General features: G+C 38.8%; 19 protein-coding genes. 13 read left to right on the top strand and 6 right to left on the bottom strand.

Annotated features, from left to right (window positions below):
* Positions 1–83: 83 nt before the first annotated feature.
* Positions 84–629, top strand: coding sequence for an alpha-ketoglutarate decarboxylase (locus AC6I5C_RS04040; protein WP_497904049.1), 546 nt, complete (start codon positions 84–86; stop codon positions 627–629).
* On the opposite strand, the gene AC6I5C_RS04035 is transcribed toward AC6I5C_RS04040, so the two are convergent.
* Together AC6I5C_RS04035 and AC6I5C_RS04030 are read right to left on the bottom strand one after the other, a co-directional pair.
* Entirely contained in the window at positions 626–976 is a 351-nt protein-coding gene (locus tag AC6I5C_RS04035; RefSeq protein ID WP_497904048.1) for a hypothetical protein, read from the bottom strand. The genes AC6I5C_RS04040 and AC6I5C_RS04035 overlap by 4 nt on opposite strands.
* A complete protein-coding gene (locus tag AC6I5C_RS04030) occupies positions 976–1,950 on the bottom strand; it encodes a polyprenyl synthetase family protein (RefSeq protein WP_497904047.1) in 975 nt (324 codons plus the stop codon). Before AC6I5C_RS04030 ends, AC6I5C_RS04035 begins: the two co-directional genes overlap by 1 nt.
* Before the next feature lie 122 nt (positions 1,951–2,072).
* Here AC6I5C_RS04030 and AC6I5C_RS04025 point away from each other — a divergent pair, with 122 nt between their 5' ends.
* From AC6I5C_RS04025 to AC6I5C_RS03990, 8 genes are all read left to right on the top strand, one after another.
* Positions 2,073–2,678: a TetR/AcrR family transcriptional regulator gene (locus AC6I5C_RS04025; protein ID WP_053976268.1), complete on the top strand. Its 606-nt coding sequence runs from the start codon at positions 2,073–2,075 to the stop codon at positions 2,676–2,678.
* Positions 2,678–4,024, top strand: a complete 1,347-nt coding sequence (locus AC6I5C_RS04020; RefSeq protein WP_497904046.1) for a TolC family protein — start codon at positions 2,678–2,680, stop codon at positions 4,022–4,024. Before AC6I5C_RS04025 ends, AC6I5C_RS04020 begins: the two co-directional genes overlap by 1 nt.
* Before the next feature lie 29 nt (positions 4,025–4,053).
* Positions 4,054–5,226 (top strand): efflux RND transporter periplasmic adaptor subunit, encoded by a 1,173-nt coding sequence (locus AC6I5C_RS04015; protein ID WP_053976270.1) that lies wholly within the window; start codon positions 4,054–4,056, stop codon positions 5,224–5,226.
* A 10-nt stretch (positions 5,227–5,236) separates the two neighbouring features.
* Complete coding sequence (locus AC6I5C_RS04010) at positions 5,237–8,773, top strand: efflux RND transporter permease subunit (protein ID WP_497904045.1); 3,537 nt, start codon at positions 5,237–5,239, stop codon at positions 8,771–8,773.
* 86 nt (positions 8,774–8,859) lie between these two features.
* Complete coding sequence (gene aspS / locus AC6I5C_RS04005) at positions 8,860–10,614, top strand: aspartate--tRNA ligase (RefSeq protein WP_497904044.1); 1,755 nt, start codon at positions 8,860–8,862, stop codon at positions 10,612–10,614.
* 46 nt (positions 10,615–10,660) lie between these two features.
* Positions 10,661–12,448, top strand: coding sequence for a chloride channel protein (locus tag AC6I5C_RS04000; RefSeq protein ID WP_053976273.1), 1,788 nt, complete (start codon positions 10,661–10,663; stop codon positions 12,446–12,448).
* A 2-nt stretch (positions 12,449–12,450) separates the two neighbouring features.
* Positions 12,451–12,681, top strand: a complete 231-nt coding sequence (locus AC6I5C_RS03995; protein WP_076662438.1) for a hypothetical protein — start codon at positions 12,451–12,453, stop codon at positions 12,679–12,681.
* 90 nt (positions 12,682–12,771) lie between these two features.
* Positions 12,772–12,963 (top strand): cold-shock protein, encoded by a 192-nt coding sequence (locus tag AC6I5C_RS03990; RefSeq protein WP_053976275.1) that lies wholly within the window; start codon positions 12,772–12,774, stop codon positions 12,961–12,963.
* A gap of 65 nt (positions 12,964–13,028) precedes the next feature.
* Here AC6I5C_RS03990 and AC6I5C_RS03985 read toward each other — a convergent pair whose 3' ends face one another.
* A complete protein-coding gene (locus tag AC6I5C_RS03985; RefSeq protein WP_497904352.1) occupies positions 13,029–13,478 on the bottom strand; it encodes a nucleoside deaminase in 450 nt (149 codons plus the stop codon).
* A 59-nt stretch (positions 13,479–13,537) separates the two neighbouring features.
* Here AC6I5C_RS03985 and AC6I5C_RS03980 point away from each other — a divergent pair, with 59 nt between their 5' ends.
* Entirely contained in the window at positions 13,538–15,319 is a 1,782-nt protein-coding gene (locus AC6I5C_RS03980) for a 1-deoxy-D-xylulose-5-phosphate synthase (RefSeq protein ID WP_497904043.1), read from the top strand.
* Here the strand turns inward: AC6I5C_RS03980 and AC6I5C_RS03975 are convergent.
* Positions 15,297–15,467, bottom strand: a complete 171-nt coding sequence (locus tag AC6I5C_RS03975; RefSeq protein WP_157503105.1) for a hypothetical protein — start codon at positions 15,465–15,467, stop codon at positions 15,297–15,299. The genes AC6I5C_RS03980 and AC6I5C_RS03975 overlap by 23 nt on opposite strands.
* 192 nt (positions 15,468–15,659) lie before the next feature.
* On the bottom strand, positions 15,660–17,003 hold the full coding sequence (locus AC6I5C_RS03970; RefSeq protein ID WP_497904042.1) for a deoxyguanosinetriphosphate triphosphohydrolase: 1,344 nt from the start codon (positions 17,001–17,003) through the stop codon (positions 15,660–15,662).
* 180 nt (positions 17,004–17,183) lie between these two features.
* On the opposite strand from AC6I5C_RS03970, the gene AC6I5C_RS03965 reads away from it, so the two are divergent.
* Both AC6I5C_RS03965 and AC6I5C_RS03960 read left to right on the top strand, forming a co-directional pair.
* Entirely contained in the window at positions 17,184–19,994 is a 2,811-nt protein-coding gene (locus AC6I5C_RS03965; protein ID WP_497904041.1) for a TonB-dependent receptor, read from the top strand.
* Positions 19,995–20,116: 122 nt separating this feature from the next.
* Positions 20,117–22,333 carry a beta-helix domain-containing protein gene (locus AC6I5C_RS03960; protein ID WP_497904040.1) on the top strand — a complete coding sequence of 739 codons (2,217 nt, stop codon included), beginning with the start codon at positions 20,117–20,119 and terminating at the stop codon, positions 22,331–22,333.
* Between the two features lie 73 nt (positions 22,334–22,406).
* On the opposite strand, the gene AC6I5C_RS03955 is transcribed toward AC6I5C_RS03960, so the two are convergent.
* Complete coding sequence (locus AC6I5C_RS03955; protein WP_076662443.1) at positions 22,407–22,760, bottom strand: toxin-antitoxin system YwqK family antitoxin; 354 nt, start codon at positions 22,758–22,760, stop codon at positions 22,407–22,409.
* Between the two features lie 389 nt (positions 22,761–23,149).
* Between AC6I5C_RS03955 and AC6I5C_RS03950 the strand changes: the two genes are divergently transcribed.
* On the top strand, positions 23,150–24,355 hold the full coding sequence (locus AC6I5C_RS03950) for a porin (RefSeq protein ID WP_497904039.1): 1,206 nt from the start codon (positions 23,150–23,152) through the stop codon (positions 24,353–24,355).
* Positions 24,356–24,410: the final 55 nt, after the last annotated feature.

Raw genomic sequence — 24,410 nt, 5'->3', positions numbered from 1 at the left:
AAATTTGTCCAAAAATACAATTTTTATAAAAATTAGATATGCTTTTATTATATTTATAACACATAACCTCATCAATTTAAAATATGACGGATTTAACCTCAATTTCATTGAAGAAAATTCTATTGTCCATACTTTTCCTTTGTCTTTTTTCAGTCCCAGGATTCTCTCAGCAAACCCCTCCTAAACAGAAAAGTGAGTTTTGGCGCCATGTAAGATTTGGTGGCGGCATAGGTCTTGGATTTGGAGATGGTTTCTTTAGCGGCACCTTGGCCCCTAGTGCCATTTATGAATTTAATTGGCAATTTGCTCTTGGTGTAGGACTCAACTTTTCCTACAACACTCAAAAAGATTTTTATAAATCCACCATTGTGGGAGGTAGCCTAATTGGACTTTTTAGGCCTATTGAACAAATACAACTTTCGGCAGAATTTGAAGAAATGAACATTAGCCGAAACTACGACAGCCGTTTAATTTACAAAGATGACAACTATTGGTATCCCGCCCTTTATTTGGGAGCCGGTTACAGCACGCACAATGTCACCATTGGGATTAGATATGACGTATTATACGATAGGGAAAAAAGTATTTATGCCGACCCTTGGGCACCGTTTGTGAGGGTTTATTTTTAAGAATATTTGTTTCTGAACCACACCTTTTGCCATTCGCGCTTCAAAATCAAAAAGGTGACATCTTCCGAAAGCTTTAAGGTATCACTACCATCAAGTTGGTTTATTTTCTCCTCGGAAACATCTATAATATAAAGAAGGTTTAAATAGTCGGCGAATTTTTCATGGATCAGTTTATAGACCGTTTCCTGCAAAAGCAACTTTAAACTAGACGGCAACACCTGCTCATCAAAATCCAAATCGATATTGGCGTACAAAAAGTCCTTATTTAACTGCCTTATCAACTTTTTGTAAAGGTCTTGCTCATTAGCTTGAGCAATCAAATCATCGTATGTTGATGGTAATTGCATTATACCTCCCTATCCATTAACTGTTCTCCAAATACTCGCAACACATCTTTTCGATCTCCAGGAATATTCAATTCCTCCAACACAGCAAACGCCAAATTGGTATAATGTTTTATGGCCTCCTTAGTGGCCTGGGCAGCACCCGTAGATTCAAAAAACTGTTTAACAGTTTTAATTTTTTCAGAAGCATCCGTAGGCTGGATACCATATAAATGCTGTAGTTGCAAACAATCACTTTCTGAAGAAAACTCCAAAGCCTTAAGATATAAATAGGTCTTTTTGTTCTCGATAATATCCCCGCCTACTTGTTTTCCAAAACTTTTAGGATCCCCAAAAGCATCCAAATAATCATCCTGTAATTGGAAGGCAATCCCAAGATTTTTCCCAAACTCATAAACACCCGTCTGATCTTCCAAAGAAACCTCAGCAACAATCGCTCCCATCTGCATTGCAGCACCAACCAAAACAGCCGTTTTATACTCAATCATTTTTAGATAGTCAGGAATGGACACATTATCCATTAACTCAAAATCCATGTCGTATTGCTGTCCTTCACAAACTTCCAAAGCCGTTTTACTGAACAATTTTGCTAGGGCTTGAAACACATGTGGCTCATAGTTTTCAAACAACTGATAAGCCAAAATCAACATGGCATCTCCAGACAAAATACCGGTATTCAAATCCCATTTTTCATGGACGGTCTCATTACCTCTTCTTAGCGGTGCATCGTCCATAATATCATCGTGCACCAAAGAAAAATTATGAAACACCTCAATACTCAAAGCCGCATGCAAGGCCTTCTCCACTTCACAACCAAACATTTCTGCCGTCATCAATGTAAGCACAGGTCGCAATCGCTTGCCGCCCAAATTGAGAATGTAATTAATAGGATTGTATAAAGAAACAGGCTCTCTTTGAACCGTAAAAGTCTGTAAATACTTGCTAAAAGTATCTTGGTAGTATTCCACGTTTTGCATCGGACAAAAATAAGGCAATTGACTCAATAGACACAAATGTTTCCTTTTATTATTATCATTATGTTAAAACCTAGGAAACTTTTTTTGTTTTTAAAGTTTCCATAGTATATTTGCCGCTTCTTATGAAAGATGATATTTTAAAAACCGCCTCCGAACTCTTTCTAACCTATGGTTTTAAGAGTGTTACAATGGACGAAATTGCCAACGCACTTGGCATGTCCAAAAAAACCATCTATCAATACTTTGAAAACAAAAACGTATTGGTAGAGGCTACGACCCTTTATATGTTCAATCTCATTTCTAATGGTATTAATGAGATACGAGCACAAAAACTCAACCCTATTGAGGAAATTTTCGAAATTAAAAGGTTCAGTATGCAACATCTTAAGGACGAAAAATCTTCCCCTCAATATCAGTTGCAGAAGTATTACCCAAAGATTTTCGAATCCCTGAAGAACAATCAATTTTGCGTTATGGAAGATTGCGTGGCCTGCAATTTAACCGCAGGGGTTGAGCAAGGACTATACCGAGACACTATTAACATACAGTTTGTCACGAAAATTTATTTCAACTGTATGATGGCCCTAAAGGACAAAGAACTGTTCCCGTTGAACCATTTCTCCATGCACGAGTTGATGAACCATTATTTGGAATATCACCTTAGAGGCATCTGTACCGAAAAGGGCTTGGAAATATTAAAAAAGTACACAAACACAAATCCATCATAATGAAACACAAACTGATCTTAACTTTTAGCCTGCTGTGCTCCTTGACCTTTTTTGGCCAGGAAGAGACTCATGTCTTCAGCCTACAGGAAGCTATAGACTATGCTTTGGAGCATAACCGCTCCTCCATAAATGCCACGCGAGATATTGAAGCTGCCGAAAAACAAAAATGGGAAACCACAGCTAGCGGATTACCACAAATTGACGCCACAGTAGATTACCAAAATTGGATAAAACAACAAGTATCCCTTTTACCAGGAGAACTTGCTGGCGGTGAGCCAGGCACCTTTATCCCTGTAACTTTTGGAACCAAACACTCTATGACTGCCACTGCAACCTTAAACCAAAAGATTTTTGATGGTTCCTATCTGGTTGGACTGCAATCTGCCAAAGTGTATCTGGAGATTTCCCAAAACGCAAAAGTTAAGACAGATCTTGAAGTAAGACAAGCAGTTATTAACGCCTATGTCAATGTGCTATTTTCAGAAGAAGCTTTGGATATTTTGAACAAAAATTTAGCGGTTCTTCAAAAGAATTTGGAAGAAACCACCAAAATCTTTGAAAATGGTTTGGAAGAGGAAGAAAGTGTAGAGCAATTGCAAATCACCCTTTCCGGCATTGAAAGTCAATTAAACAACACCAAACGTTTAAAAATCTTGGCCTATCAAATGTTCAATATCACCTTGGGGATCGACTTAAATTCCAATACGACCTTAACAGACGATTTAGCCATTCTTACAGAAGAAAATATGGACTTGGGCATTTTACGAGCCGATGAAAATATAGCAAACACCATCGACTATAGAATTGCCAGAAACGATATGGTTTCAAAAGAACTATTATTGAAATTGGAAAAGAGCAAATTCCTTCCTACGCTTAACGCTTTTGTTAATGGTGGTTATTTAGGATTCAATAATGAATTTGGCTTCTTAAAAGGAGAACAGGAATGGTATGGCACATCTCTGTTTGGGCTAAGTTTAAAAGTGCCTATTTTCAGTTCGGGCATGCGAATGGCTTCTACACAAAGAGCCCGTATTAACTACGAAAAAGCACAAACAGACCTTATAGAAATAGAACAACAATTGAAACTTCAAATTGCCTCTGCAAAAAGCGACTATCAATTGGCAATGGAAGAATACGAAAACAAAAAGAAAAACCTCAACCTTGCAGAACGTATCGAAACCAAAAACGAAACCAAATTCTTTGAGGGAGTTGGATCGAGCTTTGAGTTGAGACAGGCACAAACGCAACTTTACACGGCACAAGAAGAATACCTTCAAGCCATGATGCAGGTTATCAACACAAAAGCAGAATTGGAAACAGCACTTAACACAGTCCTTATAAACTAGTCAATCACAAAACACAGAACATTCAAATCATGAAAAACATATTTTCCATCATAACACTAGCATTTCTTTTGGTTTCTTGCGGAGGCGAGAAGAAAAAGAACTCCGTAGAAAATGTTTTAAGCTCCAACAACTTAGAATTAATTAGAACCAAAAGAGCCGAGGTTGTTGCCGAACAACAGGTCATTGCTGGCAAACTAAAACAATTGGATGAAGCTATTGCAAAATTGGATACTGTAAAACACATGCCACTGATTACCTCATTTACGGCAAAAGAACAAGAGTTCAAACACATGTTGGACATACAGGGTAATGTAACTACCAAAAACCTATTGGTCATCACTCCAGAATTCAACGGAATCTTAACTGACATCTACGTTAAGGAAGGACAACAAGTAACCAAAGGTCAAATTTTAGCTAAAATTGATGATGGTGGATTGAGCCAACAACTGGCACAATTGGAAATTCAAGCCGAATTGGCCAAAACCACTTTTGACCGTCAAAAACGTCTTTGGGATGCCAACATTGGTAGTGAATTACAGTACTTACAAGCAAAATCTTCATACGAAGCACAGACTAAAGCCATCAACCAATTGCAACAACAAATTGCTAAAACAAGAGTAACCGCTCCTTTTAGTGGAACTATTGACGACATCATCACTGAAAAAGGAAGTGTGGTAGCAGCAGGACAATCGCAATTGATACGTTTGGTAAACCTTAAGGACATGTACATAGAAACAGATGTCCCAGAACGCTACATCACCGATGTTTCCAAAGGCAAAGAAGTAATTGTTGAATTCCCGTTATTGAACAAAACAATCAATACAGAGATTCGCCAAGCAGGAGATTACATCAACCCTGCCAACAGAACGTTTAAGGTTCAAGTTGACATTCCAAACAAAGATGAATCTATCAAACCTAACTTGACAGCGCGATTAAAAATCAACGATTACACCAATGAGAAAGCCCTATTGATCCCGCAAAGTATCATTTCTGAAAATGCCAATGGGGAGCAGTACATCTACGTCATCAATAACAAAAATGGTAATGGTGAAGGACAGGCCAACCGAGTGATCATCAAAACCGGAAGAACCCAAGGAGACGTCATTGAAGTCTTGGAAGGTATTGAAAACGGTGCTGAAATTATCGAAGAAGGTGCCCGTAGCGTTAAAGACGGACAAACTGTTAAAGTAATCACTTACTAATCCAACGACAATGACAGAAAAGAACAAAAAAATAGTGGACAAAGAATTCCGTTGGTCTTCTTGGGCCATCGACAACAAAACCACAATGTACGTCCTTATTGTGGTGATTTTCTACCTTGGAGTTGGCGCTTTTTTCGACATGCCTCGAGAAAGCTTCCCCGAGGTTAATGAAACCAAAATATATGTAAGTTCTGTATTCCCTGGGAACACTGCTGAAGATATCGAAAAACTCATCATCGATCCCCTCGAGGACAGGCTTAAAACGGTAAGCAATTTGGTAGAGCTCACCTCTACTTCACAAGAAGATTACGGGATGGTGATTGTTGAGTTTGATGAAAACATCACTGTTGAAGAAGCCAAACAAAAGGTAAAAGACGAAATCGATCAGGAAACCTCTAGTGAAGATTGGCCAACCTTTAACGGTGCCAAAGTAGAACCAGATGTGTTCGAATTGAGCCTTTCAGAAGAAATGCCCATCCTGAACATTAACATTTCGGGAGATTACCCAATTGAAAAGCTAAAGGAATACGGCGAATACCTTCAAGAGGAAATTGAAGATTTATTGGAGATTAAAAAAGTAGACATCCGTGGAGCTCAAGAAAAGGAAGTAGAAGTTGCCGTGGACATCTATAAAATGATGGCCGCCGATGTTACTTTCAGCGACATAATCAATGCCATCAATAATGGAAACGTTACCATTTCTGCAGGAAATTTAAAAGCCAGTGGACAGCGCCGAACCATCCGTGTGTTGGGAGAAATTGAATCTCCAAACGACTTGAAAAATTTCGTTGTAAAATCTGAAAATGGAAATGCCATCTACCTTAAAGATGTAGCCACTGTAAGTTTTAAGGAAGAAGACAGGACTACTTATGCTCGCGAATTTGGACAACCTGTAGTCATGCTGGATGTTAAAAAACGTGCAGGAAAGAACATGGTGGACGCTGCCAATCAAATTAATGTCATCGTAGACCACGCCATCGAAGATGTGTTTCCTCAAGATTTACAAGTTACCATCGCCAACGATCAATCTTCCGTAACCATTGGAAAAGTAGACGACTTGGTGAACAACATCATTTTTGGGGTGATCTTGGTAGTAATGGTATTGATGTTCTTCCTCGGATTTAAGAATGCCATTTTCGTAGGGTTTGCCATCCCGATGTCTATGTTCATGTCCTTGATGATCCTGAATTTCTTCGGAATTTCATTAAACACCATGGTACTGTTTGGTCTCATCATGGGGCTAGGGATGTTGGTAGACAACGGTATTGTGGTGGTTGAAAACGTATACCGACTGATGGATGAAGAAGGTATGAGCCGTTTGGAAGCCGCCAAAAAAGGAATTGGAGAAATTGCCTTTCCTATTATCATTTCTACTGCCACCACCGTAGCTGCATTTATTCCATTAGGATTATGGCCAGGTTTAATGGGAGAATTCATGATGATTTTACCACAGACCCTATCCATTGTATTAGGTTCTTCATTATTTGTAGCCATCTTCTTCAATTCTGTTCTGGTATCACAATTTATGACGACAGAAGACAAAGATATGCCGCTGAACAAGATCATAAAACTCACGGCAATAATGGCCGTAATAGGTATTTTGGTCTTTATTTTTGGAGGTTCATACAAATCTTTAGGAACCCTTATGGTATTTACAGCCATCATGCTTTGGGTGTACCGATTATTCCTAAGAAAGTGGGCCAACAGTTTCCAAACAAAAACGTTGGTAAAATTGGAACGCTGGTATGAAGGACAATTGCGTTGGGCACTCTCTGGCAAGAAACCTGTATTGATAACCATTGCTACTTTTTCTGCATTGATAGCTTCGTTTATAGCCTTCGGAATATCATTGAAGGAACAACGTACCAAAGTCGAATTTTTCCCAGACAACAAACCAAACCAGATTATTGTCTACATAGAATATCCACAAGGTACTGCCATTGAAAAAACCAATGCCATTACTAAAGAGATTGAAAAGCGCGTCTATCAAGTACTAGACAATACTCAATATAAAGACGGCGACTATAATTTCATGGTAGAAAGTGCCGTATCTCAAGTAGGTGAAGGCGCCGGAAATCCTCAAACCGACGGGGGTTCTTCGGCCGAAATGCCTCACAAAGCAAAAATTACCGCTTCCATGAGGGAGTTTAAATTCCGAAGAGGGGAAGATAGTGAGCTATTGCGCCAAAAAGTTCAGGAAGCACTGGTAGGCATCTACCCTGGAGTTTTGATTTCCGTAGAAAAAGATTCCAACGGACCACCAGCAGGTTCTCCTATCAACATTGAAATTGAAGGTGACGACTATGACGAACTGATCGCTACTGCCGAAAATATGAGAGAGTTTATCAACTCAAAAAATATCCAAGGTATTGACGAACTTAAAATAGACGTAAACAAAAACAAGCCTTCCATGAAGGTGGTAATCGACAGGGAAAAAGCGGGAGAACTTGGCGTAAGCGCTGCCCAAGTAGGACAACAATTGCGTAACTCCATCTTTGGTACCAAAGCCGGAATTTACAAAGAAGGTGGCGACGATTACGACATCTATGTGCGTTTCAATGAAGAAAACAGATACAATACCAGTGCCCTTTTTAACCAGAATATCACTTTTAGGGATAATACTGGAAAAATCAAGAGCATTCCTGTATCAGCGGTTACCAAACATGAAAACAACTCTGGATTTAGTGCCATAAAACACAAAGATACCAGACGTGTGGTAACAGTTCACTCGGCATTGTCCCCTGGATTTACGGATGCTGGCGCTATTGTAGCGCAAATTCAAAATGAAATGAAAACCTATGAAGGCTTGCCTGAAAACATCAAAATTGATTATACAGGACAAATTGAAGAACAGCAAAAACAAATGAAGTTTTTGGTGGGCGCCTTCTTTACGGGATTAGGATTGATTTTCTTCATCTTAATTTTCCAGTTCAATTCCATCTCCAAACCGGCCATCATCATGTTGGCCATATTCCTAAGTTTCATTGGGGTATTTGGTGGACTTGTAATTACTGGATGGGCTTTCGTAATTATGATGACCATGGTAGGAATCATCTCCCTTGCTGGTATTGTAGTAAACAACGGGGTGGTACTTCTGGATTATGCCCAACTTTTAATTGATAGAAAGAAAATTGATAGAGGATTGGATGATGACGAATACCTTTCTGTTGAGGATCTATTTGAAAGTATCGTGAGAGCGGGTAAAGCGCGTTTACGCCCTGTATTGCTTACGGCAATTACCACCATTTTAGGATTGATTCCATTAGCAATAGGACTAAACATTGACTTCTTTAGCCTGTTTAGTGAATTCAACCCACACATTTATATAGGGGGAGATAACGTGCGCTTCTGGGGACCATTGGCATGGACCGTAATCTTCGGACTTTTCGTTGCCACGTTCTTGACCTTGATTGTGGTTCCGGTACTGTTTTTCCTATCGGTGAAGTTCAAAATGTGGATTAGAAGTAAAATCTCACCTGCAGAACCCGAAATCGAAGAATCGTTTTCGTTACAAGAGAAAGTTGAAGCTCACCCGAGCATTGATTAATAGCGGAGAAGGCCCTGACAAATGTTAGGGCTTTTTTATTTTTTAATCAGTTATCTTCATTAAATTTGCACTTCAAAATTTAAGGTATGTACAGAAGTCATAATTGTGGTGAATTGAATGCATCACACATCAATAGTGAAGTTACTCTTGCTGGTTGGGTACAAAAAGTGAGAGACAAAGGTTTTATGGTATGGGTAGATTTACGTGATCGTTACGGGATTACCCAACTTATTTTTGATGAAGAGCGCACGCCAAAGGCCATTATGGAACAAGCCCAAAAGTTAGGGCGTGAGTTTGTGATTCAGGTAAAAGGAACCGTTATAGAACGCGCTTCCAAAAACCCAAACATGGCTACTGGTGATATTGAAATTTTGGTTTCGGAACTTACCCTGTTGAACGGTGCCAAACTACCACCTTTCACCATTGAAGATGAAACAGACGGTGGAGAAGAGTTGCGTATGAAATATCGTTACCTTGATATCAGACGTAATCCGGTTAAAAACAGTTTGATTTTCCGTCATAAAGTAACCCAAGAGGTTCGAAATTACCTTTCACAACAAGGGTTTATTGAAGTTGAAACACCTTATTTAATAAAATCTACGCCGGAAGGTGCCCGCGATTTCGTTGTACCAAGTAGAATGAATCCTGGACAATTCTATGCCCTTCCACAATCGCCACAAACCTTTAAGCAATTGCTTATGGTAGGTGGTATGGATAAGTATTTCCAAATTGTAAAATGCTTTAGGGATGAAGATTTACGTGCCGACAGACAACCGGAGTTTACACAGATAGACTGCGAGATGGCCTTTGTTGAGCAAGAAGACATCCTTAACACCTTTGAAGGCCTTACAAGACACTTATTGAAAGAAGTCAATGGCGTTGAAATTGACCAGTTCCCAAGAATGCTTTATGATGATGCCATGCGTTTGTATGGAAACGATAAACCAGACATCCGTTTTGGAATGCAGTTTGGAGAACTTAACGAAGTAACCCAACATAAAGATTTCCAAGTATTCAATGCTGCTGAATTGGTAGTAGGTATTGCTGTGCCAGGTGGAAATGCCTTCACCAGAAAAGAAATCGATAAACTTATCGATTGGGTAAAGCGTCCTCAAATTGGCGCCCTAGGAATGGTGTACTGTCGTTACAATGAAGATGGTTCTTTCAAATCTTCAGTAGATAAATTTTACGATCAGGAAGACCTTGCCAAATGGGCTGAAGTTACGGGAGCAAAACCAGGTGATTTAATTTGTATTCTTTCTGGAAACACCCATAAAGTAAGAACACAGCTAAGTGCCTTAAGAATGGAATTGGCTGAACAACTAGGCTTACGCAAACCAGATGAGTTCGCACCACTTTGGGTAATGGACTTCCCGCTTTTGGAATGGGATGAAGAAACAGAGCGTTACCACGCGATGCACCACCCGTTCACCTCTCCTAAACCAGGCCAATTGGAATTATTGGAAACCAATCCTGGCGAAGTAAAAGCAAATGCTTACGACTTGGTATTGAATGGAAATGAAATTGGTGGAGGTTCTATTAGAATTCACGATAAAAAAACACAATCCTTAATGTTTGACTATTTAGGGTTTACTCCTGAAGAAGCTAAAGCACAGTTTGGATTCTTGATGAATGCCTTTGAATATGGTGCCCCTCCACACGGTGGTTTGGCCTTTGGTCTTGACCGATTGGTTGCTATTTTGGGTGGACAGGAAACCATTAGAGATTTTATAGCATTCCCTAAAAATAATTCCGGAAGAGATGTCATGATTGATGCCCCTGCACCAGTAGACAATGCCCAACTAGATGAGTTAAGCTTAAAACTAAATCTAAATTCATAAAAAATTAAATCCTGCAAATTGCAGGATTTTTTAGTAGTTTTAGGTTATGCCTGCAAAATCGTTGTACAAAAGCTTGTTGATCTGGAGAGCCAAGCACATCTCCCATAAGCAATTTGTTTATTTCCTTAGTATATTGGTTGGTTTCACCTCCGGAGTTGGAGCAGTAGTGCTGAAAAACTTGACGCACTTTATTCAACATTTACTGGAAGGGCGTTTGGTGCAATCCATCCACCATGCGTTTTACTTTTTGTTTCCCATCATCGGGTTTACCTTGGTATATCTGATTATTAAATATGTAATCAGAAACAAAGTAAGCCATGGTATACCATCAACCCTATTTGCCATCGCAAAACGCAAAGGGATCATGAAACAATACCAAATGTTTGGGTCCATATTAACCGCACCTATTACGGTTGGTTTTGGAGGATCGGTAGGACTAGAGGGACCAACTGTGGCTACCGGAGCGGCGATAAGTTCCAACATTGCACGCATGTTCCACATGAACCAAAAAACCAAAAACCTGTTGATTGGTTGTGCTGCTGCAGGAGCCTTATCGTCCATTTTCAAAGCGCCCATTGCCGCTATCGTATTTGCCATTGAAGTATTTAGTCTGGACTTGACCATCGCGTCCATGCTTCCATTATTATTGGCATCCCTTTCGGCGATCATGACCTCTTACTTTTTCTTTGGAAGTGATATTTTGTTGCCCTTTAGAATTGAAGATCATTTCAAAGCTTCCGACGTCCCCTTTTATGCCATTTTAGGTGTTTTTGCTGCGTTTACCTCCATTTATTTCACAGAAGCATATGAACGTATTCAAAAACTTTTCAAAAAGATAGACTCGCCAGTTAAAAGACTTTTGGTTGGAGGTGCCGCCATTGGGGTTCTTATTTATTTCATCCCACCTCTTTACGGGGAAGGGTTCGATGTGATGAACAACCTCATTGCTGGAAAACCAGAAAAAGCCTTGGTAAATAACTTCCTCCATTTGGACCTAAGCAATGTTTGGATTGTAATTGGGCTTTTGGCCGGATTGGTTTTTTTCAAAATTATTGCCAGTTCCATCACTTTTGGCGCTGGAGGTGTTGGTGGTATTTTCGCCCCTACCCTTTTTATGGGAAGCATCATGGGAAATTGTATTGCGAAAGTCCTAAACCACACCATCCTAATCAACAATCCCGTTTCCGAAAGTAATTTTACACTTGTGGGAATGGCCGGATTAATGGCAGGAGTACTACATGCTCCATTAACAGCCATTTTCTTGATTGCCGAATTAACAGGAGGTTATGAACTTTTCATTCCCTTGATGCTTACGGCTACTATTTCTTTCGCCATCACCAAATATTTCTACCCACATTCCGTTTATAGTATGGAGCTTGGCAGAAAGGGAGAACTTATTACGCATGATAAGGACCATGCGGTGTTAACACTCATGGACATCAATAAAGTAATTGAAACCAATTTCATTCCTGTGAATCCAGAAATGAACCTAGGAGACATTGTCCACAAAGCGGTGGTAAAATCTAGCAGAAACATCTTCCCAGTTGTGCGAAGTAAAGACCAAACCCTTAAAGGGATTATCTTACTGGACGATATTAGACAGGTAATGTTTGACCAAAGCCTTTACAATGAAATAAAAGCTGAGGAAGTCATGCAAAACCCTCCTGAAATCATCGATATTGAAAAGGACAAGATGACCGATATTATGAAGAAGTTTCAGGACAGTAACGCTTGGAACCTACCTGTGGTTAGAAATAATGTATACGTTGGCTTTATTTCTAAATCCAAATTATTGACAGCCTACCGCCGCAAATTGATCAACATTACCCATTAAACATGAAATACATTATTGCCATATCCTTGATACTTTCTCTAATAAGCATAGCATGTGGTTTTCTCTTAGAAGTTGACTATTCACAAAAACTCATTGGTTTTGGGGTAGTTGGACTTTTCTTTGTAGTGTTTCCTTTGTTTTCATACCACCGTTGGAAGGACAAAGACATGAAAGACTATATGATTAATAAAGAGAATCTAGAAAAAATGAGAAATCATAAAAAAAAATACTGATAATCAATTTTTTAAATAAAAATACAATTACTTAACACATTGTAAGATTATTAATCATACATTTATGTTTTAATAATAATTTTTTTTACCATGACTGGAACAGTTAAATTTTTCAATGATTCAAAAGGATTTGGATTCATTACCAACAACGAAACAGGAAAAGACATTTTCGTTCACGTATCAAACTTGAACGGTATTGAGCTACGTGAAGGCGATAGCGTACAGTACACAGAAGAAGAAGGAAGAAAAGGACCAGTTGCAGCAAACGTGCAAGTGGTTTAACGAGTATATATCTTTAAGCACAGTTTCAACGCTTAACAAATTTGTTAAGCGTTTTTTTATACTTTTTAATTCAAATTACGTTTTTCAATAAAAAAGCGTTTCATCAAACGTGAGGCTTCTACCTCCAACACGCCTCCTACCATTTTGGTTTTTGGATGCAGTTTTGTTTTCAAATTGATGCACCCACGCTCTTCGTCCCTGGCTCCATACACTATTTTTCCAATTTGGCTCCAATACAAAGCACCTGCACACATTTGGCAAGGCTCCAAGGTCACATAAAGCGTGCATTTGTTCAAATATTTTCCTCCCAAAAAATTAGCAGCCGAGGTAATGGCTTGCATTTCCGCATGAGCCGTAACATCATTCAGCATTTCCGTTAAGTTATGTGCTCGGGCTATAATCCTATCATCCACCACAATTATGGCTCCTACAGGAATTTCCCCTTTCTCAAAAGCATCTTCGGCCTCCTGTAAGGCTTTCTTCATAAAATACACGTCATCAAAAGGACTTTCCATAGCTATAAAATTGAATTCTGTATCCCAAAAATACGATTTCAAATGGTACATTTGTAATTATGTCCAAGTTATTAAATCACATACAATCTCCTGAGGATTTAAGGCAGTTAGAGCCACATCAACTTCCCCAATTAGCGAAGGAATTAAGAGACTTTATCATTCATATTGTCGCTACCAAAGAAGGGCATTTAGGAGCCAGTTTGGGAGTGGTTGAACTTACCATTGCCCTACATTATGTGTTCAACACCCCTAAAGATTTATTGATTTGGGATGTTGGCCATCAAGCCTACGGACATAAAATATTGACAGGCAGAAGAGAGGTCTTTGATACCAACCGACAATTTGGAGGCCTGAGTGGTTTTCCAAAGCGAAGCGAAAGCTCCTACGACACATTTGGTGTTGGGCATTCTTCAACATCCATTTCAGCAGCGTTGGGAATGGCCATTGTGTCCCAACTGAAAGGAGACACAACCAAACAGCATATAGCTGTTATTGGTGATGCTTCCATAGCTAGTGGGATGGCCTTTGAAGGCCTTAACCATGCAGGCGTAACCAATGCCAATTTATTGGTGATATTAAACGATAATGCCATTGGAATTGATCCTAGCGTTGGGGCTTTGAAACAATATTTAACTAATGTTAAAAAAGGTACACAAAAACACGAAAATGTGTTTGAAGCCTTAAATTTTAATTATTCAGGTCCTATTGATGGACATGATTTTGCCGCTTTGATTTCAGAAATGGAGCGATTAAAAACCATAGAAGGCCCTAAACTACTCCATGTCATTACAACCAAAGGAAAAGGATTAAAACAAGCAGAAAAGGATCAAGTGAAATACCATGCGCCTGGTAAATTTGATGCCAAAACCGGGGAGCTCTTCCCTAAACCAGATACCGTGCAACCTCCAAAATTCCAAGATGTTTTTGGACACACCATTGTAGAACTAGCAGAAAAAAACGAAGCCATTATTGGCATTACCCCTGCCATGCCAACAGGCAGCTCCTTAAAATATATGATGGAGCAATTCCCTGATCGGGCCATTGATGTAGGGATAGCAGAACAACACGCCGTGACCTTGGCAGCAGGAATGGCCACCCAAGGCGCCGTGGTATTTTGCAATATCTATTCTACGTTTTTACAGCGAGCCTACGATCAGGTAATTCACGATGTGGCCATTCAAAACCTTCCCGTGATTTTTTGTTTGGACAGAGCAGGTTTGGTTGGTGAAGATGGCGCTACACACCACGGTTTGTATGATTTAACATATTTAAGATGTGTCCCTAACCTCATTATTTTTGCACCTCGTAACGAAGTAGAATTACGCAACATTATGTATACCGCCCAATTAGGACTTGAACATCCTATAGCTATACGCTATCCTCGCGGAAGAGGGAATACTTTGGATTGGAAACAAGCTTTTGAACCTATTGAAATTGGCAAAGCCATAGAATTAAAACAAGGGAACAACATCGCTGTTCTAAGTCTTGGTTTTATTGCCGATAATGTCACAAAGGCCATTGAAAAACTGGAAATGAAAGACGATGTAACCCACATTGACATGCGCTTTTTAAAACCTTTGGACGAAAGCATGTTACACCAAGCTTTCAATTCCTATTCTGAAATAATTACAATTGAGGACGGTTGTGAAAAAGGAGGTTTTGGAAGTGCTATTTTAGAATTTGCAGCTCAGTACAACTACAAAAACAATATAACCGTTATGGCTGTTCCTGACATTGTTGTGGAACACGGTAGTATTGAAACCTTACAGCATCTCACTAAAATTGACGTAGATGCAATTGCAGAAAAACTAGAAACGATTATTCAGCGTCACTGTCTGTAGTAGCCATGTTAGGCTGCTCCGTAGCATTGTAAATATCTACACTTTCATTCAATTGCGAATTCTTGCTAGAACGCATATCGTCAAGCATCAATAAAAAAGCCACAGTAACAAAGAAAATAACAAGAGCTCCTAAAAGGTTCTTTTTCATCATTGTAGGATTAAAAAATAAACGACAGGACAAATATAATATTTAATCGATAAAAAACAAATTTCTTCGACAAAATACATTTTTATGTAAAAAAATCTCTGATTATCAGATTCTAAAACAGCACAAATGTAAGTGAAAATCACACAGATTTTCGCTTAAGCCCAGAAGTTATAAACAGCTTATTAACAATCCTTAAATATAATCCCCTCTTAGCTTTCTGTAGGTCAATATAGCATTGCTATCCGATAACTTTGAAATATAATTGGACACCGCCATAAGACTGTCGTATGTTGAAACTTGAGAAGACTGTACCGTTTCAGGAAGCATTTTCAAAATCAACTTATTGTAATTGGAGGCAGTGCCATTGGCTGTATTACAGACTGCATCGGTAAACGCTGTTAACAGCCCATTGATTACTTCATAACCGGACACTTCTTTATCAATCACTTCGGAAGATTCATAAATATTTTGAATGCTAATTTTTATAATATCACTAATCTGTGCCTCAAAACGACTTTTATCAAGAAGTGCCTGAGGAAATTCATCTTTCAAAATAGCTTCTTCATTGGCCATAAACAGTTCCACAGCTTCATTGATCAATGTATTAATAGCAAGCGCTCTTAGGTAACTAATGCGGTCCTGAGTATTTTGAAGGGCATTGTATTTTTCAGTGTTAATAGAATTTCTAACCAAATTGATGAGGTATTCCAAAGCAAACTCTTCCTGTATTAAACCTAAGTTAATACCATCTTCAAAGTCTATAATGGTATAACAGATATCATCTGCCGCTTCTACCAAAAATGCCAACGGATGTCTAGAAAACCTAACCTCTCCTTTATCTCCACGGGTAAGTAAGCCTAAATCGGTAGCAACATCCATAAAAACATCCTTTTCCGATTGGAAAAAGCCATACTTTTTGTCCACTATATGCTTGGTAGGTTTTTTGGGTAATGATTCCTTGGGATATTTCATGAATGCTCCCAAAGTGGCATAACTCAATCTAAGTCCTCCTTCTCTCCCACTTCTACTTTCTGTTAAGATTTTGAAGCCATTGGCATTCCCTTCAAAATCACACAAGTCCTGATATTCCTTATCCGTCAATTGGGATTTATACTTGGCACCGTTACCATTTCTAAAGAATTCACCAATAGCCTTTTCTCCGGAATGCCCAAATGGAGGGTTTCCAATATCATGAGCTAAAGCCGCCGCAGCCACAATAGCCCCAAAATCGTTGGCCTGATAACCGTGAACGGTTTGCAAATAAGGATATTTCTCCAGAAGCTTTTGACCTACTTTTCTACCCAAGGAACGTCCCACCACACTCACTTCCAAACTATGGGTAAGTCGTGTGTGAACAAAATCTGTTTTGGATAAGGGAATAACCTGGGTTTTATCCTGTAAGCTTCTAAATTCAGCCGAAAAAATTACCCGGTCATAATCCACTTCAAAACCCAAACGTGTTTCATCTTGTTCCTTGCGCAAACGTTTATGGGTATCCCCATAACGCTTTAAGGATAGTAAGTCCTCCCAATTCATTTCAAAAATTTTAGTCGTCGCAAGATACTCTTTTCAATGTTAAATTAATGTTTCCAAAAGTCAAAAATAGCCTCATCTCTTAACATTTGCCTAACCTTTTTATTACCTAGTTTTAATTATGTGTTAACATTGACTTTACAGTATGAAGGTTTCTTTGCACCGAATTACAACAACTATAATATGAGACAATTACTATTAGTATTTTCGGTGCTTTTCACCACCGTTTTTTTTGCCCAAAACACTGGTTCTGTGGCGGGAAAATTAACAGACAAAGACTTTAACAATGAACCGTTGGCCTTTGCCAACATATTAATCAAAGGTACGACTACTGGTACCACTTCAGATTTTGATGGTCTATATGCCATTGACAATCTGGAACCAGGAAGCTATACCTTAATATTTAGCTTCGTTGGATACGAAACCCAAGAATTAACAGTTGAAATAGTTGCCGGAAAAGTAACCCAGGTAGATGTACCTATGGGCGCTAGTGCCGCTTCTTTGGATGAGGTCATCATTACGACCACCACAAGAAAAGAAACTGAAGCAGCTCTATTATTGGAACAGAAAAAAGCCACAGGAATCAAAACATCCATCGGTGCACAGGAACTTTCTAGAAAAGGCGTTGGTGACGTAGCAACTGCAGTTACCAAAGTTTCTGGAATCTCTCAACAAGAAGGTTCAGGAAGTGTATTCGTAAGAGGTTTAGGAGACCGTTACAACATCACAACCCTAAATGGATTGCCGTTACCTTCAAACAATCCAGCAAACAAGAATATCGATTTGGATATCTTCAGCACAAACATTGTAGAGTTTATTGGTATTGACAAAACTTACAATGCGGCTAACTACGGAGATTTTGCAGGTGCAAATATCAACATTATCTCAAAAGACTACACAGGATCTGGATTCTTACAATTAGGATTAAGTACTGGTGCTAATACAGAAGCTATTGGTACAGATGACTTCTATTTACATGAAGGTCCAAACTATAGCGGATTCTACACAACAGACTATCCTGATTACCCACTTAACAACTACAATTTTACTACAAGTTGGGATAGAGAAAAAGGGCCTATGCCTGTAAACTCTGGAATCTCTTTGGTTGGAGGAGAAACCTTAAGATTAGGAGACGAAACCAAATTAAGCTTCTTTGGAGTAGGTAACTACAGTAATGGCTTCACCTATAAAGAAGGTGTTTCTAGAGGAGGCGTGAACGCATCTGCAGTACCATTGAGTAATTTTGACTTTGAAAACTACGAGTATAAAACCAACACAACCTTAATGGGAAATATTGGTTTGAAGCACAAACAGCAATCAATCAAGTACAATGTACTTTACCTAAACTCTACAAGTCAAAAGCAATTGGAATACGATGGTGTAATCAACATTTATGATGACGCACCAGAAGGCGGAGGAATCATTCAGCGTTCAGTATTTGACAGAACAGAGCTGTTTGTAAACCAATTATTGGGAGACCATGCTATTGGTGAGCAATTCGACATCAACTGGGGTGTATCATACAACATGCTTTACAACAATGTGCCTAACAGAAGACAAACTACATTGCTACCTGTAAACCCTAACGACCCTGACGGACCAAAATCTATGCAATTGGTATCTTCTGCTTCTGACAACCACAGATTCTACCAAGATTTGAATGAAGATGAATTAGCCGCAAACATTGCCACTACATTCAAATTCAGCAAAAATGAAGATGACGTATATGCGGGAAAAGTGACTTTAGGTTACAACGGGAGAATGAAAAAAGTAAATTTTGAAGCAACACAATTCAACTTTAGAATTTCCCTAAGAGATGCCAACAACAACCTAATCTCACAACCTGAAGTAGATCCTTATAACATAGACGCCTACTTTACTCAAGAAAATTTGAATGCCGGTTTATTTAGAATTGAGACCTTCCGCGGAAATGTAAATACACCAAACGCATTAGATCCTCAGTTCTACAAAGGAGACCAAAACATTCATGCAGGATTTGTGAATTTTGAATATACTTTTTCTCCAAAATTCAGTGTCATTGCAGGACTTAGAGGAGAGCACATCACTCAAACTATTGGATGGGATACTTCCATAAGCTCGAGTCCAGAACCTGAGGACAACAAATTTGATACTTTTGAAATCCTTCCAGCCTTATCTTTAAAGTACGCAGTAAACGAAAAGCATAACTTAAAATTTGCAGCAAGTAAAACCTATACCTTGCCACAGTTTAAAGAACGTGCCCCTTTCCTTTATCAGGAAGTAAACCAGGATTACATAGGAAATCCAGACCTGTATGCTTCTACAGATTACAATGCCGATATCATTTGGGAATTCTTCCCAGAATCAGACGAGATTTTCTCTCTTGGAGCCTTTGGAAAATATATTGAAAATCCAATAAACCAAGTAACAATCGCCTCTGCATCCAACGATATTAGCTGGGTAAACTCTGGAGATTATGCCATGGCTATTGGAGCTGAACTTGAAGTACGCAAAAACTTATTCAAAAGTGAAGTTGAAACAGACGATAGCACTTTAGCTACTGTTTTCTCTGCTGGTTTGAATGCAGCGTACATGTACACAGACCAAGAATTGAACGATGATAAAGTAGCGGAAGAAAATACAACAATAACCACTGTTTTCACTAACGAAAATGATCGTCTATCTGGAGCTTCAGACTTTTTAATGAATGCCGACATTAGCTTCAACAAAGACTTTTCAGAAGATAGAAACTTCATGACCACATTAGCATTCAACTACTTTTCTGATCGTATTTATGCTTTGGGAGTTCAAGGAAGAGGAAACATGGTTGACAAAGGTTACGGCACTTTGGATTTTATTACCAAGTACCAAATAAATGAGCATATCACTTTAGGAGCTTCTTTCAAAAACCTATTGAACCCTTCTGTAGAACGTTATCAAGACACTCAAGATGTTAACGTCCTTACCTATAAAAAAGGTAGAGACTTTAAATTATCCTTGTCTTACCAATTTTAAGTAATTGTTAACAAACCAAATATTTATCAGTATATATTCATATTAAGTTAACCATTCTGTAATCTTCAATTTAAAGCTGTTACCGTATTTCGCTTTAAATTTTTAAAACAACAAAAAACACAATGAGAAAAAATTTATTTACCTTAATTCTTACAGTGGCGACTTTGATTTCTGTTGTATCCTGTTCTAGTGATGACGACAACGGGGGTTCACAAGCTACATGTAATGACGGGATCCAAAACGGAAATGAAACAGGTATCGATTGTGGAGGTGATTGTGAACCTTGCGAAACCTTAAGCATTTTGGAAGGAAATATCACTGACGATGTGACGTTGGATGCTTCTATAGAGTACCAATTAACCGGAGCATTAAAAGTTCTTAGCGGGTCTTTGACCATTCCCGCTGGAACTGTAATCAAGGCTACAGGTGGAACTTCAGCTTATATCGCTGTTGCTCAAGGAGCAAAAATATACGTAAACGGAGAGCCTAATAACCCAGTTATTATGACTTCTGCTGCCAATTCTCCTGCTGCAGGTGATTGGGGTGGATTGGTAATCTGTGGTAACGCCCCTACTAACAAAGGAACTTCTGTAACTTCTGAAGTTGGTGATTTAACTTATGGTGGAGATGTATCAAACGACAATTCTGGTTCTATCCGTTATTTAAGAGTTGAGTACACTGGTGCTACATACTCCAATTCTAAAGAATTTAACGGGGTATCTTTATTTGGAGTAGGTTCTGGTACTACTTTTGAATATGTACAGTCTTACAATGGTGGTGATGATGGTATTGAGTTCTTTGGAGGAACTGTAGAAGGTAACTACTTAGTTTCTATTAACAGTGGAGATGACTCTATCGATTTTGCTGATGGTTGGAATGGAACTGGATCTAACTGGTACATCGCTGGTGGTGCTAAAGCTGGTATTGAAGGGTCTAACAATGGAGATAACGGAAATGCTACACCTACAACTACTACTACATTGTCTAATATTACTGTAGTAGGACCTGTAACTGAAGGAGCACTTTACTACAAAGAAGGTGGTGGACACTTTACTATTAACAACTTTTACGTAAGCAATGTTAACCTAGGAGTTAAAGTTGTGGATACTGATGCTGAAGCAGCGGCTAGAATTGAAAATGGAGACTTAACCATCACTAACCTTCAATTTGCAGATACTGCTGAAGATTTTATGACAACTGATTATACTGGGGACAACCAATCTTTCTACTCTGAAGGAATTGCCACTGGAGCCGGAAACGGTGCAGCTGCACCAGATTGGACTGCAGGATGGACCATTGGCTTAAGCAACAGTGGATCTGCTACTATAAACTTAGCAGGGGAAATCACAGGTACTGTAAGCCTTAGCGCTAATACTGAATACTTATTGACTAGTAGCTTAAAAGTAAAAGCTAACGGAGTTTTAAACATTCCTGCTGGAACTGTAATTAAAGCTACTGGCGGTGTTGCTTCTTTTATTGGAGTGGAACAAGGTGGAACTATCAATATTAATGGTGAGCCTAACAACCCAGTAGTAATGACTTCTGGAGCGGACTCTCCTGCTGCTGGCGACTGGGGTGGATTGGTAATCTGTGGTAATGCACCTACCAACAAAGGGGTTTCTGTTACTTCTGAAGTAGGAGATATGACTTACGGAGGAAACGATACTAACGATAGCTCAGGATCTATCCAATACCTAAGAGTTGAATATACAGGTGCAACTTACTCGAACGCTAAAGAGTTTAACGGTGTATCTTTATTCGGTGTTGGCGCTGGTACTACCTTTGAATATGTACAATCTTACAACGGTGGTGACGACGGTATCGAGTTCTTCGGAGGATCTGTAGTAGGTAACTACTTAGTATCTATCAACAGTGGTGACGATTCTATCGACTTTGCTGATGGTTGGACTGGAAATGGATCTAACTGGTACATTAAAGGTGGCGCTAAAGCCGGTATTGAAGGGTCTAACAATGGAGATAACGGAAATGCTACTCCTACAACTACAACTACTTTGTCTAACATCACTATTGTAGGACCTGTTGGAGAAGGAGCACTTTACTTCAAAGAAGGAGGAGGAAACTTCACTATTGATAACTTCTACACTACTGGTGTAAACTTAGGTATCAAAGTTGTAGGTTCAGATGCTGAAGCTGCTGTAAGAATTGAGAACGGAGACTTAAGCATGACCAACGTAATGTTCGATAACACTGCTGAAGGGTTTATCGCAACTGACTATACTGGTGCTAACCAAGCGTTCTACACTGAAGGAACTGCTACTGGTGCTGGTAACGGTGCTGACGCTCCTGAGTGGGCTGCAGGTTGGACTACTGGATTATAATAACCATATCCATACAAATAAAAAAGCATCCTAACCAGGATGCTTTTTTTGTTATTAATTAACTATATAACGATTATTTGGAAGCCAAAGTACTTTTGGTAGCCCATTCATTTACACTAGCTACTCTATTGTTCAAATAATCTACTTCTTTTAATGTGTTTTCTTCCCAAAAGAACCATTTTCCGGTCTTAACACCATTATCATACTTTGCCGCAGCTATCTTCTTTCCATTCACATCATAACTATACCAATCACCCTGAAGTTTGCCGTCAAAGGTATAACTACCCGTTTGGCTAATGGTTCCGTTGTCATGATAATACACCACATCAATGACATTGGTTTCTTTATTTAACGTTAATGTTCTTTCACTCTGTGCAAATCCAAGACTTACAAAAAGCAATGCTGCAAGTACGACTATCTTTCTCATGTTGCTTTGGGTTTAAGGTTCATATATACTCAAAGTTACGAAAAATTTACATTGAATAAACATTTACGTAACATTAAATTAACATTGAAACGCAATAACACTGTTTTTCTGACAGTTAAGACTTTGAGAATATTAAATGTTATTAATAATTAGTTAATATTATCATTACATTAAAGTCATTTTATAATGGCAGATTTGCAGAGTCTTATGACAAACAATGAGAGATTCATATAATCTATTAGTTTTTGTCGACTATATTATAGTGAATTCTAGAGGCTACTTTTAACTAAGTAGCCTCTTTTGTTTAATGTTATAAACTTAATCTTCACGTAACATTAAGTTAACATAGAGTTCAGTTCTTTGCCGCCGACAAAAACTAGTACCCTGATATGAAACTTAAACTTACTGCCCTAGCAGTTATGCTATGTTGTGTGCTTACTTCGCACGCCCAAGAAACTGAAACAAACAGCCCAAAATTTGGTAAAGGACTTTTCAACCTCGTAGGTAAAGATAGTACCTGGTCTATGAAGATTGGAGCAAGAGTACAATTACTAGGCGCTACCACTTGGACCGAAAACGACGGAGATTTAGGAAATTTACAAACTAACATGTTGGTAAGACGTTCCCGTTTAAAATTTGACGGATATGCTTTGACCCCAAAACTTAAATATAAAATAGAATTGGGTTTATCAAACCGTGATATGTCTGGAGCTTCCTATTACACGCACAATTCCCCTCGTTTTGTAATGGATGCTGTGATGAAATGGAATTTCCATGGTAACTTTGTACTTTGGTTTGGACAAACCAAATTGCCAGGAAACCGTGAGCGCGTTATCTCATCTGCCAATTTGCAATTTGTAGACAGATCTATCCTTAACGCTGGTTTCAACATCGATCGTGATATGGGAATTCAATTACACCACCAAATTGCAATCACCGAAAATTTCATTATTACAGAAGCCTTGGCCATTTCTCAAGGAGAAGGAAGAAACGTTACTACCGGTAATTTAGGAGGACAACAATATACGGGTCGTATAGAGTTATATCCTTTTGGTAAATTTGAAGGAAAAGAAGATTATATGGGAAGTGACCTTAAACGTACAGCAACCCCAAAGTTGGCGTTTGGTGTATCTTACGACTTTAACGACAATGCTGTAAGAATCCGAAGCAACAGCGGCTCTTACATGGAAACAGACACTGGTTTATTTGAAACCGACATTACAACCCTATTTGTAGATGCTATGTTCAAATACCGTGGTTTATCCATTATGGCAGAATACGCCGATAGAAATGCTGATTCGCCTGTAGCCGTTAACAGCGATGGAACCCCTACAGGAGACATTGTACAAGTGGGATCTGGATACAACTTTTCTGCGGGATACCTTTTTAAGAACAATTGGGAGGTAGCAGGACGCTTTGCAAACACCGATTTTAAAGAAATTACAGGAAGAGACACCACAAATGAGTATACTCTTGGAGTTTCTAAGTATATTGTAGGACATAAACTTAAGGTCCAATCGGATATCACCTATGCAGACTTTGCCGTTCAATCGGACAGATTAGGCTATCGTCTGCAATTTGAGATCCATTTTTAAACATTACAAATGATAACAATTAGGTAACGCACCTAATAAAAACACTATAGATATT

This window comes from Mangrovimonas sp. sgz306409, assembly GCF_059735265.1.
This window is presented reverse-complemented; position numbering and strand designations above follow the sequence as displayed.